Source organism: Megasphaera stantonii (genome assembly GCF_003367905.1).
GTDB lineage: Bacteria > Bacillota > Negativicutes > Veillonellales > Megasphaeraceae > Megasphaera > Megasphaera stantonii.
The window spans coordinates 70867-88051 of the sequence record NZ_CP029462.1 but is presented as its reverse complement, the minus strand read 5'-3'; the positions used below and the strand labels follow the sequence as shown (position 1 = coordinate 88051).

Sequence of the window (17185 nt, the reverse complement as noted above, 5' to 3'; positions counted from 1 at the left end):
TTACTCTCCTCTTCTCATGCGGGCGATGAAAAAGCCGTCCAGGTGGTCGCGCTGCGGCAGCAGCTGGATGCACGGCCCGTCGTGATTCGGCAGGCGGCAGAAATCTGCAGCGTTTTCCAGGTGGAAGTCGCCGTGATCCTGCAAAAATTGCCGTACAATCTGGATATTTTCTTCATCGTGCATCGTGCAGGTGCTGTACACGAGGACGCCGCCGGGCTTGACGCATTGGGATGCGCTGTCCAGGATGCGCTTCTGCAGTACCGGCAGAGTCCGTAAGTCGCTGGGCTTCTTGCGCCACCGCAAGTCGATTTTATGGCGCAGCACGCCCAGGCCGGAGCACGGCGCATCGACGAGTACCCGGTCGGCACGGCCGGCGTAGGACTGGCCGATAGTGCAGGCGTTCTGCAAAATCGTGCGCACGTTGGCCAAGCCCAGATGCTTGGCGTTGCTTTCGATGAGGCGCAGCTTATGCTCGTAAATATCTCCGCCGTAGACCGTACAGGTCGGTCCGCCCAGGGCGGCGATGTGCGTCGTCTTTCCTCCCGGCGCGGCGCAGACGTCGAAAATGAGCTCGTGAGGCTGAGGATCCAGCACATGGGCGACGAGCTGAGACGGCTCGTCCTGAATGATAGCCAGCCCTTTTTTCAGGGCTTTGACGCTGCCGATGTTAGGGATTTCCGGCAAATATACGCCTTCAGGCGCATAGGCTGCTTTTTCAGCCTGAATTCCCTCTTCCGCCAGTTGGGCAATGAGCTCGTCGCGGCTGACGCGAGCCGTATTTGTCCGCAGGCAAAGGACCGGTATGCTGTCGAAATACCGGCACAGCGCTTCTGTTTCAGCCAGGCCGTACTCTTTAATCCACGCTTTTACCAGCCAATCCTGCTGATGATACGTCAGCGTCAGATGCAGCAGCGGATCTTCTTCCATCGTCGGAATAGAAAATTCTTGCCGGCGGCGAAGGCTGCTGCGCAGCATAGCATTGACGAAACCGGCCATGCCTTTATTGCCGAGGCGCGTCGCCAGCTTGACCGATTCGTTGCATGCCGCCGACTCGGGCACCTTGGTCATGCCGAATATCTGGTACAAGCCTAAGCGGACGATGGCCAGACACAGGGGATCGAGCTTATTGAGCTTGCGCGTGCTGATTTTTGATACGATCCAGTCTAAGTAATTGATATACCGCAGCGTGCCGTATACTAATTCCGTGTAAAACCGGCGGTCCCGGTCTTCCATTTTATATTTTTGGATAGCCTGCGACACAACGATATTGCTGTATCCTTCGTCTTTGCAGATAGCCAGCAGGCTGCGCAGGGCTATTTCACGTACGTTCATGCATCTTCTCCTATCATTGCAGATAAAATTTCTGTTAAGGCTCGTATATCGACGTCAGTATTGAAGCAAGGGCCGTTCGGCCGCTTGTTCAGCAAGCCGACAGCCGGTAAAGGCGCTACGTCCTGCATGCCGCTGATTAAGTCGCGCTCGCAGGCGACGGCTACTACAGCCTTCGGACGACAGGCCGCGACGACTTGCCGGGCCAGCGTTCCGCCGGGAACGACAGCGAAAGAAATGCCCAGGCGTTCCGACAGGGCCGTCATCTCACCAATAGGGCAGCGGCCGCACCGCCGGCAGTTCTGCACGTTCCGCGTGATTTTATGCGGGCATTGGTCCCACTGCAGACAGTGCGGCGCCAGCAGCAGGACTTGCCGCGGCGGCAGGCAGAGCGGACGGCGCAAAACCAAGTGATTCAGGACCTGGATATAGGCCCGGCTTATAGCGCTTTCCGCATACAGCAGCTTGCCGATACAGCGCACGAGGGAAAAGAGGACGCGAAGGCAGACAAATAACAACTGGCGAAGCCGCTTGTTTGAAGGCGTTCCGGCCAGTACACAGACCCACGTAAACCCATAAGCTGCAGCGGCCGCCGCCAAGCACAGCCGGACGGCCCAGTCCCACCAAGCCGCTGCAACCGGTACATACAGGGCCAATCCCGGTTTGACCAGTGCGCAGACGGCGGCAAATCCAGCTAAAAAGACGGCGGCAGCGATACCGCCGCCGCTTAAAAATAAAATCGTCTGCCTGTACGCTGCCTTCACGGGGTTACTCCCTCGTTAAAACGTCGCCAGGCTGCAAGGAAATGCCTTGGAGAAACTGGGCCGTCTGCATGCGCTTCCGGCTTTCCGGCTGTACTTCACGCACGCACAGCGCGCCGCTGCCGGTCTGTACCGTAAAGTTCTTCTTAGTAACAGCGATGATCGTCCCCGGTTCAGCGCCGGCTCCGTCAACGACGTCGGCGCTCCACACCTTGAGGCGTTTGCCGTCGAGCCATGTATAAGCGCCGGGATGAGGATCGAGGGTGCGGATAAGCCGCTCGATGACAATAGCGTCCTGCGTCCAGTCGATTTGCGCTGTTTCCTTGTCTATTTTTGCCGTGTACGTAGCCTGAGATTCGTCTTGGGGGCAGGCATTTCGTTCATACTCTTCAATATGGGCCAATACGTCCGTCAGCGTCTGTGCGCCCAATACGGACAATTTATCGAAAAGCGATCCCGTCGTTTCCTTCGGGTCCAGCTTTATTTCCGCTTTCTTCAGGATGGCCCCCGTATCCATGCCTTCGTCGAGGAGCATGATCGTCACACCGCTTACGGCCTCGCCGTCCTTGACGGCATACTGGATCGGCGCGGCTCCCCGATACTTCGGAAGAAGCGAGCCATGCACGTTCAGGCAGCCGTACTTAGGAATATCCAGTACGGCCTTGGGCAAAATCTTGCCGTAGGCAATGACGATGATGACGTCGGGCTGAAATGCCGCCAATTCGGCTACGACCTGTTCGTCCCGCAGCGTATCCGGCTGCAGCACGGGAATCCCCAATTCCAGAGCCTTTTCCTTTACGGGCGAAAAGGACACCTTTTTCCCTCGGCCCCGCTGCTTATCGGGCTGGCTGTACACTGCAGCGATATCGAAGCCCTGATCGTACAGCGTTTGCAGGGACGGCACGGAAAAATCGGGCGTCCCCATAAATACGATTCGTAACGATGCCATTAGCCTATTCTCCGTAAATTTTCTGCTTTTTCAATAAAAAGCGTACCGTATAAATGATCGATTTCATGCTGGAAAATACGAGCCAGGAATCCTTCAGGCTCGTAGATCACCGTCTTGCCGCGGCGGTTCAGGGCCTTGACCTTGATGCGGTGATGCCGTTTTACCGTACCGTAATAGCCGGGAACACTCAGGCAGCCTTCATCTCCGTCGTCCGTTTCTTCCGAACGCTCGATGATTTCCGGATTGATCAGCTCGATTAAGCCGTTGCCGTCGTCGAGGACGACGAGCTGCAGCGATTCGTTGACCTGCGGGCCTGCGAGGCCGACGCCTTCGGCAGCGTACATGGTTTCAGCCATGTCATCGAGCAGTTTTTTAATGTGTTTCGTAATATGTTCAACCGGTTTTGCCGTTTCTTTCAAAATAGGCGCGCCGGCTTCAATGATTTTTAGCGTTGCCATTCTCTCACCTCATAGCTTACTATAGTATATTTACATTTTTCTCTTTATTATATCATATTTTTTCATATCTCTACAGATACGGCTTTTTCGTTTTAGAAGGACGGGTCCACGTCAATGACGACGCCGGAAGCCCAGCACTGGGGCTCACGGCGCATATAGTCTTTGATATCATCCAGGGATTTGCCTTTTATCAAGATAACCAGGCGGTATTTGCCGCGTATCCTCTTGATGATGTCGGCAAAGGGGCCAATGACTTCGACGGGACTGTGTTCCCAGCGCGTCCAGCTTTGCAGTGACGCCGCCAAATCGTTTCCCCGCCGCCACAGGGGCTGCTCCTCTTCGTCTGTAAGGATGATTTTTATGATGCGATGGAAGGGCGGGTACTGCAGGGCGCGGCGAAATTCGATTTCCTGCTCGTAGAAGGCGTGATAATCCTGCTTCTGCGCGCACTGAATGACGTAGTGCTCCGGCGCATAGGTCTGCATGACGACCCTGCCCGGCGCGTCTCCCCGTCCGGCCCGTCCGGCGGCCTGCGTCAGGAGCTGAAAGGTCCGTTCGCCAGCCCAATAGGCCGGCAGGTTGAGCAGGCTGTCGGCAGATAAAATGCCGACGGCGCTGACGTTGGCAAAGTCATGGCCTTTCGCTACCATCTGCGTCCCTAAGAGGATATCATATTCATGCCGCCGGAACCGTTCCAATATCTGCTCGCCGCTGTACTTGCGGCTGGCCGTATCCTGGTCCAGGCGGACGACGCGGCTGCTGGGAAACAGCTCGCCCAGCTGTTCTTCGACCTTTTCTGTTCCCGTTCCGAAAAACTTGATATACTTGCTGCCGCAGGCCGGACATACCGTCGGAATCGGCTTGGACGCCTCGCAGTAGTGGCACTGCAGGTGGTCGCTCTGCTTGTGGTAGACCATGGGCACGTCGCAGGTGTCGCATTTGACGACGTAGCCGCACTTGCGGCACATGACGAAGGTGGCAAATCCGCGGCGGTTCAGCAGGATGATAGCCTGCTGACCGGCTGCCAGCGTTTCTTCCAGCAGGGAAACCATGGCGTCCGACACGACGCGGTAGTTGCCCCTGGCCAGTTCGTCGCGCATGTCGGCAATGGTTACAGTCGGCAAAGGCCGGCCGTGGATGCGTTCTTTCAGCTCCAGCAGCGTATATTCTCCCTGCAGGGCTGCGTAGTAATCGCTGACCGACGGCGTGGCGCTGCCCAATATGACCGGGCAGCAGTAATAGGCGGCGCGCTTCTGCGCTACGGCGACGGCATGATAGCGCGGCGATTCTTCCTGCTTGTACGAGCTGTCGTGAGCTTCATCGACGATGACGAGGCCGAGATGCTGCGCCGCCGTAAAGACGGCCGAGCGGGCTCCGATGCAGATGTGGCTTTCGCCGCGGAGCATGCGGAGCCAGTTGTTTTTCCGTTCGCCCTTCGAGAGCTGGCTGTGCATGACGACGACGTCGTTTCCAAAGCGGCGGACAAACTGCCTTACGATTTGGCCGGTCAGGGCGATTTCCGGCACGAGGACGATGACCTGCTTTCCCTGCCGCAATACGTCTTCGGCCAGCTGCATATACACTTCGGTCTTGCCGCTCCCCGTAACGCCGTGCAGCACATAAGTGCGCCCCGTCGTGTCGCCGCGGACGGCCTGTACGGCCCGGGCCTGCTCGTCTGTCAGCGTCAGAGGACGGCTCTGTTCCAACGTCGGCAGCAGCTGCCTCGTCCGGACATTCCTTTCACTGATAGCCGCCAGTCCCGTGCCGCAGAGGCGGCGGATGACGTCGGCACTGTATCCTTTTCCGATAAAAGCAGATACGGGCGCACTGCCTGCTTGCTTCAATTCAGCCAGCAAGGCCGCCTGCCGCCGCCGGTTCGCCAGCAGGCCCTCGGCATCATCCCGCACAAAAGATAACCACTTTTCCGTTTTATCGGATATTTTATTTTTCCAGCCCTTCTCTACCTGCAGTACGCCTGCCGCAAGCAAATCGTCTACTCGCCTGGCACCGAATTTCCGCGACAGCGCCGCTTTTTCCACCTGGCCTTTCGCTTGGACGTACGCAGCGACATCGGCGTCTTCCGCCGACGCGGGAGCCTTCGTTCCAACCGTAACATACAGACGGACTTCCAGCCCTTTCTTTTCTATCATGAACAGGCGGAGGGCGTCGGCAAGGTTGCAGAGATAATACCGGCTGATCCAGGAAGCCGTTTCGATCATTTCTTCCTGAAACCCCGCCTGCGCCGACAGCACGGTGCTGATCGGCTTGAGCTCGTATGCATATTCGCCTGCATTCCTCTCGCTGACGGCGACGACGATTCCTTCTTCCTGCCGCCGTCCAAAGGGAACCTGCACGCGGCTGCCGACGTGCACAGCCATGCCGTCCGGGACGATATAGGAAAAGGTCTGCTGCAGCCGTTTGGCCGTCGTATTGATGATGATGTCTGCTACCATAGCCCTGCTCCTGCGTTTGTATAACATAAAGATAGGGACTTGACGAAGCAAGCCCCTATACATTGTATCATATTTAATTCAGCCATGCCACCTGGAAGGCATGATTCCTCTGAGATGGCCCAGTTTTATAAGCCGGCTTCCTGACGGAGAACGTCGGCTTTATCAAGCTGTTCCCAAGGCAGGTTCAGATCGTTGCGGCCGAAATGACCGTAAGCGGCCGTCTGTTTGTAAATCGGGCGCTGCAAGTCGAGCATTTCGATGATGCCGGCCGGACGGAGGTCGAAGTGTTTGCGGATCAATTCGACAATCTTTTCGTTTTCGACTTTGCCCGTACCGAAGGTTTCTACGTGGATAGAAACGGGATGGGCTACGCCGATGGCATAGGCCAGCTGGATTTCGCATTTATCCGCCAAGCCTGCGGCTACGATGTTCTTCGCCACATAGCGGGCTGCATAAGCTGCCGAGCGGTCTACCTTTGTGGGGTCCTTGCCGGAGAAAGCGCCGCCGCCGTGACGAGCCATGCCGCCGTAGGTATCGACGATGATCTTGCGGCCCGTAAGGCCGGAGTCGCCCTGAGGACCGCCGATGACGAAGCGGCCTGTCGGGTTGATGAACAGTTTCGTCTGGTCATCGAACAAGCCTTCGGGAAGTTCCGGTTTGATGACGTATTCGAGCAAATCTTTTTCAATCTGTTCGCGCGTAACTTCCGGGCTGTGCTGAGCCGAAATGACGATGGTGTCGATGCGGACAGGCTTGCCGTCTTCGTATTCGACCGTTACCTGCGTCTTTCCGTCCGGACGGAGGTACGGCAGCGTGCCGTCCTTGCGGACCTTGGCCAGACGGCGGGACAGGCGGTGAGCCAGAGAAATCGGCAGCGGCATGTAGTCGTCCGTTTCGTTCGTCGCGTAGCCGAACATCATGCCCTGGTCGCCGGCGCCGATCGAGTCGAATTTATCCGTCGTGCCGGATTTCTTTTCCTGCGCTTCGTCAACGCCCATGGCGATGTCCGGGGACTGTTCGTCCAGGGAAACGAGGACGCCGCACGTATCGCAGTCAAAGCCGTATTTTGCGCGGGTATAACCGATATTGCGGACCGTTTCGCGTACGATGTGCGGAATATCTACGTAGCACGTCGTAGAGATTTCGCCTACGACGTGTACCATACCTGTCGTTACGAGGGTTTCGCAGGCGACGCGGGCGTTTTTATCTTTTTCCAAAATTGCATCCAAAATGCCGTCAGAAATTTGGTCGGCCATTTTGTCGGGATGGCCTTCGGTTACGGATTCAGACGTAAAAAATTCACGATTCTTTGCCATTATATCCTCCTTATGCGTTCAAAAAAAATCCCCTCTGAAAAGAGGGGTATGTATCAGCCCATCTTTCAGTACGCTACACTGTTGGATTTAGCACCTTTCATTCACTGAAGGTTGCTGCTGCATCATCGGGCCAATCCCTCCACAGCTCTTGATGGTTAAATATTTTATTCACTTGACCTATTGTATACTAACAAGAGGAATTATGCAAGACCTATTCGAAAAATCATGGCCTCGATTACTGATTTTTTTTGGCTAAAATCGCCGCGGCCCGTTCTACGATGACCGCCGCCAGGTCTTCCTTGTCCATTTTCTCGAGCTTTTCCATCGAGCCGTCAGGGAACAGGAAGGTGGCGATATTCGTCGTGCCCTGGAAGCCGGCCCCTTCGGCGCTGACGTCGTTGGCGACGAGCATGTCGAGGTTCTTCTTCTTTAACTTAGCCGTGCCGTACTCGATGAGGTTCGTTGTTTCGGCAGCAAAGCCGATGAGAACCTGATGGGCCTTGCGCTGGCCCAAGCCGTACAGGATGTCCGGGTTTTTAGCCATCGTCAAGGTCAGCGTTTCGTCGGATTTCTTGATCTTATTCGCTGCCGGATGAGCCGAACGGTAATCGGCGACAGCAGCCGACTTGATGACCAGATCGCAGTCGTCGTAATACGAATCGACGGCGGCCTTCATGTCGTTGGTGCTGCCTACGTCGATGCGGCGCGCTACGCCGGCCGGCGTCTTCAGATGGTCATTGCTGCCGGCGACCAAGGTGACGTCTGCGCCGGCAAAGGCTGCGGCTTTAGCGATGGCAAAGCCCATGCGGCCGCTGGAATGGTTGCCGATAAAGCGGACCGGGTCGATAGGTTCGCGCGTGCCGCCGGCCGTGACGATGACCTTCTTCCCTTTCAGCAGGCTCGTCCGGCAGGCTGTAAATTCGACGTAGTCGACAATGTCTTCCGGTTCGGGCAGACGGCCGACGCCGGTGACGCCGCAGGCCAAATGACCTGTAGCGGGCTCGATGATTTCATAGCCGTACTCCTTGAGGGCGGCGATATTTTTCTGTACGATGGGGTTCATATACATGTTGCTGTTCATAGCCGGGGCGATGACGACGGGAGCCGTCGTAGCCATGACCGTCGTCGTCAGCATATCGTCGGCGATGCCGCCGGCAATTTTGCCGATGACGTTGGCTGTAGCCGGAGCGATGACGAACACGTCGGCCCACTGGGCCAGGGCGATGTGCTCGACGTTAAATTCGGGAATATCGCTGAACATGGATACGGCGACGGGGTTGCCGGAAATTTCCCTCATCGTCAGCGGCGTAATAAACTCCGTCGCATGTTCGGTCATAATGCACTTGACTTCAGCGCCGCGCTTGCGCAGCATGCTGGCGATTTCAGCTGCCTTAAACGCGGCGATGCCGCCGCTGATGGCCAAGACGATTTTCTTGTTTTCTAATAACATGGCGATGATATCCTCCGCAATTATTTAATGCCGCCCTGAGGCTTTTCATAGGTAATCTTGCCCTGATCGATTTCTTCCATCGCGATGGAAACGACGCGCGTCGTTTCTACATCTACGAGCGGTTCGTCGCCGTCCGTCAATTCGCGGGCCCGTTTTGCCGCCAGCGTGACTAAGGTGTATTTGCTGTCTACTTTTTTCATTAACGATTCCAACGTCGGTTTGATCAACATAAGAACATCTCTCCTCTTTACTGCATACAAATTTCTATTGATACGCCTGCTTGGTCTCTTCGATACAGTTGGCGTTGCGCATAACTCTGCACTCCTCGGCTTTCAGCACGGCGGCGGCCTTCTGAATCGCTTCGCCCAGATCATCGTTGACGATGACATAGTCGTATTTATCAATCCATTCCAGCTCGTTCCGGGCCTTCGCCAGCCGCGCGGCGATGACTTCATCCGAGTCGGTATGGCGTCCCCGGAGCCGCTCTTCCAGAACGGCCTTACTCGGCGGCACGATGTAGATAAAGACGCCTTGGGGATACTTTTCCTTTACCTGCATAGCTCCCTGAATGTCGATTTCCAGCATGACGTGGTTGCCCTGGCGGAGCATCTGGTATACGTATTCCTTCGGCGTGCCGTAATAATGGTCGTATACCTTGGCGTGTTCCAGAAACGCGTCTTCCTTCAGCAGCTCTTCAAAACGGCCGTTGTCGGTAAAATAATAATTGACGCCGTCTTCTTCGCCCGGACGCGGCTGGCGCGTCGTCATGGAAATAGAATAGTGGATATTGGGAAAATGCTCCCGCAGTGCGTCGCATATCGTCCCCTTGCCGGCGCCGGACGGGCCGGAGACGACGATAAGCAGACCTGAATCGATCATGGTCGCTCCATCCTCTCTTATAACTCTTCTTCTGGTTCTTCCTTATCTTCCCCGTCGACCTGCAAAATACGGTGGGAAATAGTTTCCGCCTGCAGGGCCGATAAGATGATCTGCCCGTTGTCCATGATGAGGACTGAGCGGGTCTTGCGGCCGAAGGTCGCGTCGATGAGCGTATTGCGCTCCCGCGCTTCCTGCACCATGCGCTTGATCGGCGCCGATTCGGGGCTGATAATGGCCACGACTTTACAGCCCATTACCATGTTGCCGAACCCTATATTCAATAAGTTGAAATTCATAGCCTCACCATCATTCGATATTCTGCACCTGTTCGCGAATTTTTTCAATTTCGTTTTTCAACTGCAGGACATATTCCGTCACGTCGGTGTCGTTGGCCTTCGAGCCAATCGTATTGACTTCCCTGTTCATTTCCTGAATGAGGAAATCGAGCTTGCGGCCTACGTCGCCGTCCTGCTCCAGAAAGCCCTTTAATTGTACCACATGGCTACGGAAGCGTACAACTTCTTCCGTAAAATCCACCTTGTCGGCGTATGTGGCTACTTCCTGCAGAAGCCGGTCCTGGTCGGGGACCTGACGGGCCGCGTCGAACAGGGCCAGTATTTTTTTCTCCAGCCGTTCCTTATAGCGGGCGACGACGTCTTCTTTCTTCGCTTCAATGGCGTCGATCATAGCCGCCATCCTGTCGGTCCGCGCCAGCAAGTCGCGGCGGATATTAGCACCTTCCTTATCCCGCATGGCCACCATGCCGTCCAAGGCGCCCTGCAGAGCCTGGGCGAAAACGGGCCATACCTCTTCGGCGTCGACTGCCGGCGGTTCCTGGACGAACCAGTCCTTCGTCAAGCCCATGATCAGCGGCAGCGTCGTCTTTTCTCCGCCGAACAGCGACTGGTTTACGTCGTCCAGCGCCGCCTTGCAGGCTGACAGGGCCGCGTAGTCGATGCGGATCTGCGGCGCCGCCGGCGTCAGTTCGCCGACAGTGACGTATACGTCGACCTTGCCGCGGTGCAGCGTCTCCTTTATGCCCTTCCGCAATTTATCTTCCAGCGCCAGATAAGCGTGGGGCATGCGGATGTTTAACTCTAAAAATCGTTGGTTGACGGCACGCATTTCAATGGTCACGCTGACGTGCTCATCGCTGTACGTGCCTCGGCCGAAGCCGGTCATGCTGCGCACTATGATGACCTCCTCTACAGCATCGTTCTATCTAATGTATTAGTATAACGTAAATCCGGCCGCAGGTCTATATACTTTTGCGCAAAAGGCCGACTTTTCCCCTCAAAATCCGCGTCCGGCCGCAGGCCTATCTACTCACGGCCCCGTATTTATGGTATGATGTCAGAATAGAGTAATTTTGTGAAAGAATAGGAGTTGTCATTATGAATCTCGATGGCATTACGCTTCATTGCATTACCAATGAATTAAAAGATATATTAAAAGGCGGTCAGATTTCCAAAATATACCAGCTGGACAACCGCTCTCTTTACTTCCGCGTGTTCAACGACACGGGCGTCCACCACCTTATCATGACCTTGGACGATTCGCCGCGGCTGTACGTCGCGCGGCAGATGCCGCCGACGCCGGACGTGCCGACGGGCTTGTGCATGTTTCTGCGCAAATACTATGAAAACGGCCGCATCGCCTCGATCAGCCAGCTCCACATGGACCGGCTCATTGAAATTGCCGTCGACGTCCTCGATACGTCGGGCCAGCTGGCGACGCGGAAGATCCACGTCGAGCTCATGGGCAAATACAGCAACGTCATCTTCACCGAAGACGGCGTCATCATCGAAGCCCTCATCAAGACCCGCAAGGACAAGCAGGCCCTGCGTACTATTTTCCCAAAAGAGCCCTATGATTTCCCGCCAAACTTCATGCGCATGAACCCCTTCGACTTTTCCGCTGAAGAATTAGCCGCCATGATGGAAACGGGTACGGACGAACCACTGGGAAAATGGATGCTCAAGCGGTTCAATGGCATGAGCACCGTCGTCCTCGACGAGTTGGCCGTCCGAAGCGGCCTCGATAAAAACGCCCTCGTCCAGGACCTGTCGCCGGCCGACAAATTCTCCTGGTGCCGCTGTATCGAACGCCTAGGCCAAGAGCTTGACGGCGTATCGGGAGCCTTCGTCTATACGGTCAAGGGAAAGGAAATCATCTTCCCTCTGGAGCTGCAAAGCCTGTCCGCCTATCCGCGCCGCCGCTTCTCGTCCATCGAAGAATACCTCGACGACTATCAGGCCGCCAGCAAGGGCAGCCTCAACGGCGAGCAGGAAGACATGCAGAAGCGCGTCGCCAAGCTCATTGAAAAGCAAAAGAAAAAGATCAAGCGCATTTCGTCCGAATTGAAAGAGACGGATAAGATGGATACCTATAAGCTTTACGGCGACTTGCTCATGATCTACGCCTACGAAAAGCACGACCACGAAAAGAGCGTCACCGTCGCCAATCTCCTATCGGAGCAGCAGGAACCGATTACCATTCCCCTCGAACCGGCCTACTCCATGACGGACAACGCCAACCGCTATTACAAGCGTTACACGAAGATGCGCAACCGCAAGCAGAAATCGGCCGAGCTCATCGCAGAAAACGAGCAGCATCTCCAGTACCTCTACTCGCTGGAATACGCCCTGGACAACATCGGCAGCAAGGCGGAAATTGTCGATATCAAGGCTGAAATGCGGCAAATGGGGCTTATTTCCTCTACATCCAAAGATAAGATGAAGCGGGAATTTTCCCAGCAAATCCTGACGGCCGACGCCGGCGGCATCCCCATCTGGGTAGGCCGCAACAACAGGCAGAACGATTTCCTGACCCAGAAGAAAGCCCATCCCTACGACCTGTGGTTCCACATCAAAAATCAGCCCGGGTCCCACGTCATATTAGCCTGCCACAACGTGACGCCGACAGATGAGCAAATCGAAATGGCCGCCCAGATGGCCGCCTATTACAGCAAGGCCCGCGGCACGTCGAAGGCCGAAGTAGACTGCGCCCTCGTGCGCAACGTCAAGAAGCCGGCCCACGCCGCACCGGGCTTCGTCGTATTTGAAAACCAGACGACCTACGTCGTAGAGCCGAAGGATTGGAGCAAGTAACTGAAACACCTCCCCTGCTGTGAATCCGCTGATGAAAGAGGCATTTTATTAAAAAATCTAAAAAATAACTGGGCACATAAAAACAGCAAAAAGCTGTTCAGCCGATGATAGGTTGAACAGCTTTTTGTATTGTATAAGTTAATCTGAACTGACTAGCGCAGGAAAAACGATGCCAGCTCCTGGCTACGGCTGATATCCTGCAAAGCCCGGGAATTGACGGCGAAGGCCAGCGACGCCCGGTAGACTTTGGCAACGGCCTCCAGCGTTTCCATGCGGTACAGGGCTTCCTTCAGGTCTTTACCCAGAGCTGTCGCGCCGTGGCGTTCCATGAGAAATACGTTGACCTTCTTGGCGTATTCGGCGCAGGCCGTGGCCAATTCGGCGCTGCCCGGCGCAGCGTACGGCACGGTCGGCACGGATTTCCCCAAGACGATAGCGCCTTCGGTTACAATGGTGCTGGGAAAGGCCAGCCCGGCGACGGTTACGGCGGTAGCGACGATGGGATGAGCATGGATAATGGCGTTGACATCGGGACGAGCCTTATAGATTTCTAAATGAAGAGGCGTTTCCGACGACGGCTTGCCTTCTCCTTTTATCACCTTGCCGTTTATATCCATGACCAGAAGCTGAGACGGCTTCAATTCGCCCTTCGGAAGGCCCGACGGCGTGATGACGATTGTTCCATTGGGATTGCGGAAGCTGATATTGCCGTCGCAGGCGGCGACGAGGCCGGCTTCCTTCATTTTTTCACCGATTTTACACAATTTTTTCTTCGTATCCATATATAACACTCCTTCATGTCCATCTATGTATACTATACCATGACTACGGCCTGAGGCAACTTTATTTTTCCAACAAGATAGCCGATATGGAAATGCTCTGAACGACATCGTCGGCCAAATCGACATTCATCGTGCGTATAAAGAGATAATGGCCATCGTCGGGAAGGAGATACAAATTCGCCACATTTCGGTTGGCCATCTGACCGGCGCCTTCGTACTGCCGGCACAGCTGTTCGGCATAGGACAGCAGGGAAATCGCTACGTCTCCCCTCTGCGTTTGAACCGTGATCATGCCGTCTTTACCGGCCGTCCTTTCCACGACGTACATCGTCGCGTATCCGGATACCGGCGCGGCTGTACTGTCATTGATGAAATACCGCGACCGGTAATGGGGGCCGGCATAGCGGAGAGACTCCATGACTGGAGACTGCAGAACGGCTTCGACAGCTGGGTCCCTCTGGCCCGTATAGCTCTTCACGTAGCGGTACGTGCTGTATAGTTCTTCTTTGTCTTCGTGAGATAAATCCGCGGCATCTGAGACCACGCCGTTTTGAAGCATTCCCTTTTCTTCCATCATCGCCAATAGCCGCTTTTCCTGACTGCGGTACGGCGTGTCCAGCACATTTAGGGGCGTTACGGAAATGATGAGCGTCATACCCGCGGCCAACAGAAACAACCAGGTTCCGGACAGACGGCGCAGGGCCGCCGGAATCACGGCAATACCAAAGGCTGTGCAGGCCATGGACAAATAGCGCAGCTCTGTCAATCCATAGGCTTCATGACGAATATACACGCCCCAAAGCTGTACGGCTACGACAGGAAGGAGAAGCAAACCGCCCCATCGGCGGTAACGCAGCAGCCAGGCATGCTTGTCATAACCGCTGCAGGTCAAATAACAAAAGGCGTATACCAGCAGCGCAATGGAAGCAAACCAGTTCATTTTCCCTACAGGCATTTCTCCCTTAAAGAAAATCATGGCGATGTATATGTACAGAATCGCCAGTAATACGCCGTAGACCGGCACGACGACGTAGGCCATGACATTTCCGAAGGGCTTGGACGGCAATGCCGGACATCCCACTTTGGGAACAGACGACAAGAATACGTTCCACCCGACGACCAAAAACGACGCATAGAAAATCAATGCGTACAAGTTGGAAAAAGATAAGGACAGCTGAAGCAGCGTCTGCAGAGCCATGGCGCAAATAGACAGGGATATGTCAGCGACGACGGCGACACCGACGGCCTGCAGGGCGCCGCAGAATACGCGGTTGAAGGCGCTTTCACCGGCATAATACGTCAGCCAGGCCAGAATACTGGCTGTCAAGGCCAGAAATATACCGGAGCCATATAAGATGATATAGGTCATGTCCTGTACGGCCATCCACGTACCGTACGAGCCAGCCCATACGACAAGGGACGCGCCTTGCCACAGCCAGGCCTTCGTCCCTGTGATCCGGCGCGCTTCCAATACCAGCTGCCACCAGACAGAGAACATAGCAGCAATACACAAAGATATGGCTCCATAGACAGGCCATTTCTCGTCCGACGGCCAGCAAGTCAGATAGGCCAAATCGGCAAACAATAAGATGGAAATGAGGAACGGCACCGTAAAGCGGCGGATACTGTCGACGCTTCGCCGGCGGAGTTGCAGTACTATATTCACAGGAAGCCAGCTCCTTTCTGTTTACATGATGTTACAGGTATTATACCACGAGTATCAAGATTATAAAAGAAAAACTGCCTGCCGTCTTAATTTAAGACAACAGGCAGTTTTGTTCATAGAGATAAAAAATTAACGCATCGTCGGCATGTTGTGGCCGTTGAATATTTCCAGCATTTCCTGATATACGAGCTTGCGGATTTGATTGCGCTGCCGTTCCGTCAGCTGATCGGCAGTCATGTTGAACAGATAGTTGTTCAAATCAAAATCCTTCAGCATCATTTTCGTATGGAAGATATTTTCCTGATATACGTTGACGTCTATCATATTATAACGGCTGCGCGTACTTTGGGAAATGTAGTTTTGGATGGAATTAATGCGGTGATCGATGAACAGCTTCTTGCCGCTCACGTCGCGGGTAAAGCCGCGGACATGGTAGTCGAGGGTTACGATGTCGGAGTCGAAATTGTCAATCAGGTAATTCAGCGCGTTGAGAGGAGAAATACGGCCGCACGTCGATACGTCAATATCGGCGCGGAAGGTCATAATCCCCTTCTGGGGATGGCTTTCCGGATACGTATGAACTGTCAGATGGCTCTTATCCAGATGACAAACTACGTCGGCGTCGGCCGGTTCGACAGGCTCTTCCGAAATGAGGATGGTCACGCTGGCCCCCTGGGGATCGTAATCCTGGCTGGCAATATTCAAAATATTTGCGCCGATAATAGACGAGACATTTTTTAAAATATTCGTCAGCCGTTCTGCGTTATATTGTTCATCAATATATTCGATATACTGGCGGCGCGACTCTTCGCTGAGGGCATAACAAATGTCGTATATGTTGAAGCTCAGCGTTTTGGTCAGATTATTGAAGCCATACAATTTTAATTTATTCGTTTTCGTTGCCATTTCATCATACCTTTTCAATAAAATTTCCAAATAAAAGTTACTTTGTCAGTTCATAAAACTGTATATCCGTCAGCACGCCGTCGGCTATGGCGCACACGGCATACGTGCCCACTCTGCCGTCGCGGGGCAGGGAAACGCTGCCGGGATTGACGATGGTCATATCGTCGTCACGCTGGCAAAAGCGGCGGTGCGTATGTCCAAACAGGACGAGCCGGGCCTCGTGTTCTCTTCCGAGCTGCCGAAGCTTAGCCAGCCGCGCTTCGCCGTACCACTGGTGCCCGTGAACGGCGATAATATTCACGCCGCCGATGGTCACCTTGCGGCACGCCGGCGCGTCGCTCATAAAATCGTTGTTGCCCCTGACGGAATATACGGGCACGCCTGTATATATGGCTAAATCGTCGCCGTCGTCGCTGTAATCGCCGCAGTGTATCCACGCCGCTACGTCCGGCGCCTGCGATACCATGCGTTCCAGCGGACGAAAGCGGCCGTGGCTGTCGCTGACGACACCTATGAGGACGGGCTTCATGACAGGGCCTCGACGAGCAGCTCCAGAGCTTTGCCCCGATGGCTGATTTCATTTTTCTCTTCCATCGTCATCTCGGCCATGGTCTTGCCCTTTTCCGGCACGTAAAACAACGGATCGTAGCCGAAGCCGTTCGTACCAGCATAAAAATCGCGCAGCACGCCGCTGCAGCGGCCTTCCCTGACGATTTCCCGTCCGTCGGGAAACAGCAGGGCCAGCACGCAGGCGTAATGAACCGTCCGCTTTTCCGGCGGGAAAGCCGACAATTCGTCGATCAGCTTTTGGTTGTTCTTTTCATCGTCACATTCCGGGCCGGCATAGCGGGCCGAATAGACGCCGGGGCGTCCGCCTAAGGCGTCAGCGATGATGCCGGAATCATCGGCCAGACAGGGAAGCCCGGTGGCCTTCATATAATACGCCGCTTTCAGGCGGGCGTTTTCTTCAAAGGTCGTCCCCGTTTCTTCCGGCTCCGGCAGCTGAGGACACAAGTCGCGGACGGCTGTCGCCGTATATCCCAAGGGTTCCAATACGCTTTTGAATTCCCGTATTTTTCCGGCGTTATGCGTTGCCAGGACGATAGTCTGTTTCATAGTTCCGTCG

Annotated in this window: 17 protein-coding genes and 1 riboswitch; of the genes, 1 reads left to right on the top strand and 16 read right to left on the bottom strand. The window is 54.9% G+C overall.

The genetic code is table 11. From position 1 onward, the window contains the following. The 11 genes from rsmB to DKB62_RS00350 all read right to left on the bottom strand — a co-directional run bounded on the left by rsmB (position 1) and on the right by DKB62_RS00350 (position 10777). Entirely contained in the window at positions 1-1332 is a 1332-nt protein-coding gene (gene rsmB / locus DKB62_RS00400; protein WP_107195504.1) for a 16S rRNA (cytosine(967)-C(5))-methyltransferase RsmB, read from the bottom strand. After that, positions 1329-2093, bottom strand: coding sequence for a DUF116 domain-containing protein (locus DKB62_RS00395; RefSeq protein ID WP_107195505.1), 765 nt, complete (start codon positions 2091-2093; stop codon positions 1329-1331). The genes rsmB and DKB62_RS00395 overlap by 4 nt, the downstream gene beginning before the upstream one ends. A gap of 4 nt (positions 2094-2097) precedes the next feature. Continuing rightward, positions 2098-3039, bottom strand: coding sequence for a methionyl-tRNA formyltransferase (gene fmt / locus DKB62_RS00390; RefSeq protein ID WP_107195506.1), 942 nt, complete (start codon positions 3037-3039; stop codon positions 2098-2100). Further along, positions 3039-3497: a peptide deformylase gene (gene def / locus DKB62_RS00385; RefSeq protein ID WP_087477402.1), complete on the bottom strand. Its 459-nt coding sequence runs from the start codon at positions 3495-3497 to the stop codon at positions 3039-3041. The genes fmt and def overlap by 1 nt, the downstream gene beginning before the upstream one ends. A 92-nt stretch (positions 3498-3589) precedes the next feature. After that, positions 3590-5950: a primosomal protein N' gene (gene priA, locus DKB62_RS00380; protein ID WP_107195507.1), complete on the bottom strand. Its 2361-nt coding sequence runs from the start codon at positions 5948-5950 to the stop codon at positions 3590-3592. Positions 5951-6075: 125 nt separating this feature from the next. Continuing rightward, a complete protein-coding gene (metK, locus tag DKB62_RS00375) occupies positions 6076-7266 on the bottom strand; it encodes a methionine adenosyltransferase (RefSeq protein WP_095628854.1) in 1191 nt (396 codons plus the stop codon). Positions 7267-7321: 55 nt separating this feature from the next. Beyond that, positions 7322-7424: riboswitch (SAM riboswitch) on the bottom strand. 77 nt (positions 7425-7501) lie between these two features. Next, complete coding sequence (coaBC, locus tag DKB62_RS00370; RefSeq protein ID WP_107195508.1) at positions 7502-8716, bottom strand: bifunctional phosphopantothenoylcysteine decarboxylase/phosphopantothenate--cysteine ligase CoaBC; 1215 nt, start codon at positions 8714-8716, stop codon at positions 7502-7504. A 20-nt stretch (positions 8717-8736) separates the two neighbouring features. Continuing rightward, on the bottom strand, positions 8737-8946 hold the full coding sequence (gene rpoZ / locus DKB62_RS00365; RefSeq protein WP_087477398.1) for a DNA-directed RNA polymerase subunit omega: 210 nt from the start codon (positions 8944-8946) through the stop codon (positions 8737-8739). Between the two features lie 34 nt (positions 8947-8980). Beyond that, positions 8981-9595 carry a guanylate kinase gene (gmk, locus tag DKB62_RS00360; protein WP_087477397.1) on the bottom strand — a complete coding sequence of 205 codons (615 nt, stop codon included), beginning with the start codon at positions 9593-9595 and terminating at the stop codon, positions 8981-8983. Between the two features lie 17 nt (positions 9596-9612). Then, positions 9613-9891 (bottom strand): extracellular matrix/biofilm regulator RemA, encoded by a 279-nt coding sequence (remA, locus tag DKB62_RS00355; RefSeq protein WP_107195509.1) that lies wholly within the window; start codon positions 9889-9891, stop codon positions 9613-9615. A 10-nt stretch (positions 9892-9901) separates the two neighbouring features. Next, complete coding sequence (locus DKB62_RS00350; protein WP_198643455.1) at positions 9902-10777, bottom strand: YicC/YloC family endoribonuclease; 876 nt, start codon at positions 10775-10777, stop codon at positions 9902-9904. A 212-nt stretch (positions 10778-10989) separates the two neighbouring features. Between DKB62_RS00350 and DKB62_RS00345 the strand changes: the two genes are divergently transcribed. Beyond that, the gene (locus tag DKB62_RS00345) at positions 10990-12705 is read left to right on the top strand and encodes an Rqc2 family fibronectin-binding protein (RefSeq protein ID WP_107195511.1); all 1716 of its coding nucleotides are present in this window, start codon (positions 10990-10992) and stop codon (positions 12703-12705) included. Positions 12706-12857: 152 nt separating this feature from the next. Here DKB62_RS00345 and DKB62_RS00340 read toward each other — a convergent pair whose 3' ends face one another. From DKB62_RS00340 to DKB62_RS00320, 5 genes are all read right to left on the bottom strand, one after another. Further along, positions 12858-13487 (bottom strand): class II aldolase/adducin family protein, encoded by a 630-nt coding sequence (locus DKB62_RS00340; protein WP_107195512.1) that lies wholly within the window; start codon positions 13485-13487, stop codon positions 12858-12860. A 61-nt stretch (positions 13488-13548) separates the two neighbouring features. Further along, on the bottom strand, positions 13549-15153 hold the full coding sequence (locus DKB62_RS00335; protein WP_107195513.1) for a DUF4153 domain-containing protein: 1605 nt from the start codon (positions 15151-15153) through the stop codon (positions 13549-13551). A 129-nt stretch (positions 15154-15282) separates the two neighbouring features. Beyond that, entirely contained in the window at positions 15283-16059 is a 777-nt protein-coding gene (gene speD, locus DKB62_RS00330; RefSeq protein ID WP_087477391.1) for an adenosylmethionine decarboxylase, read from the bottom strand. 37 nt (positions 16060-16096) lie between these two features. Then, positions 16097-16588, bottom strand: coding sequence for a metallophosphoesterase family protein (locus DKB62_RS00325; protein WP_087477390.1), 492 nt, complete (start codon positions 16586-16588; stop codon positions 16097-16099). Further along, positions 16585-17175: an XTP/dITP diphosphatase gene (locus tag DKB62_RS00320; RefSeq protein WP_087477389.1), complete on the bottom strand. Its 591-nt coding sequence runs from the start codon at positions 17173-17175 to the stop codon at positions 16585-16587. Before DKB62_RS00320 ends, DKB62_RS00325 begins: the two co-directional genes overlap by 4 nt. Positions 17176-17185 lie beyond the last annotated feature (10 nt).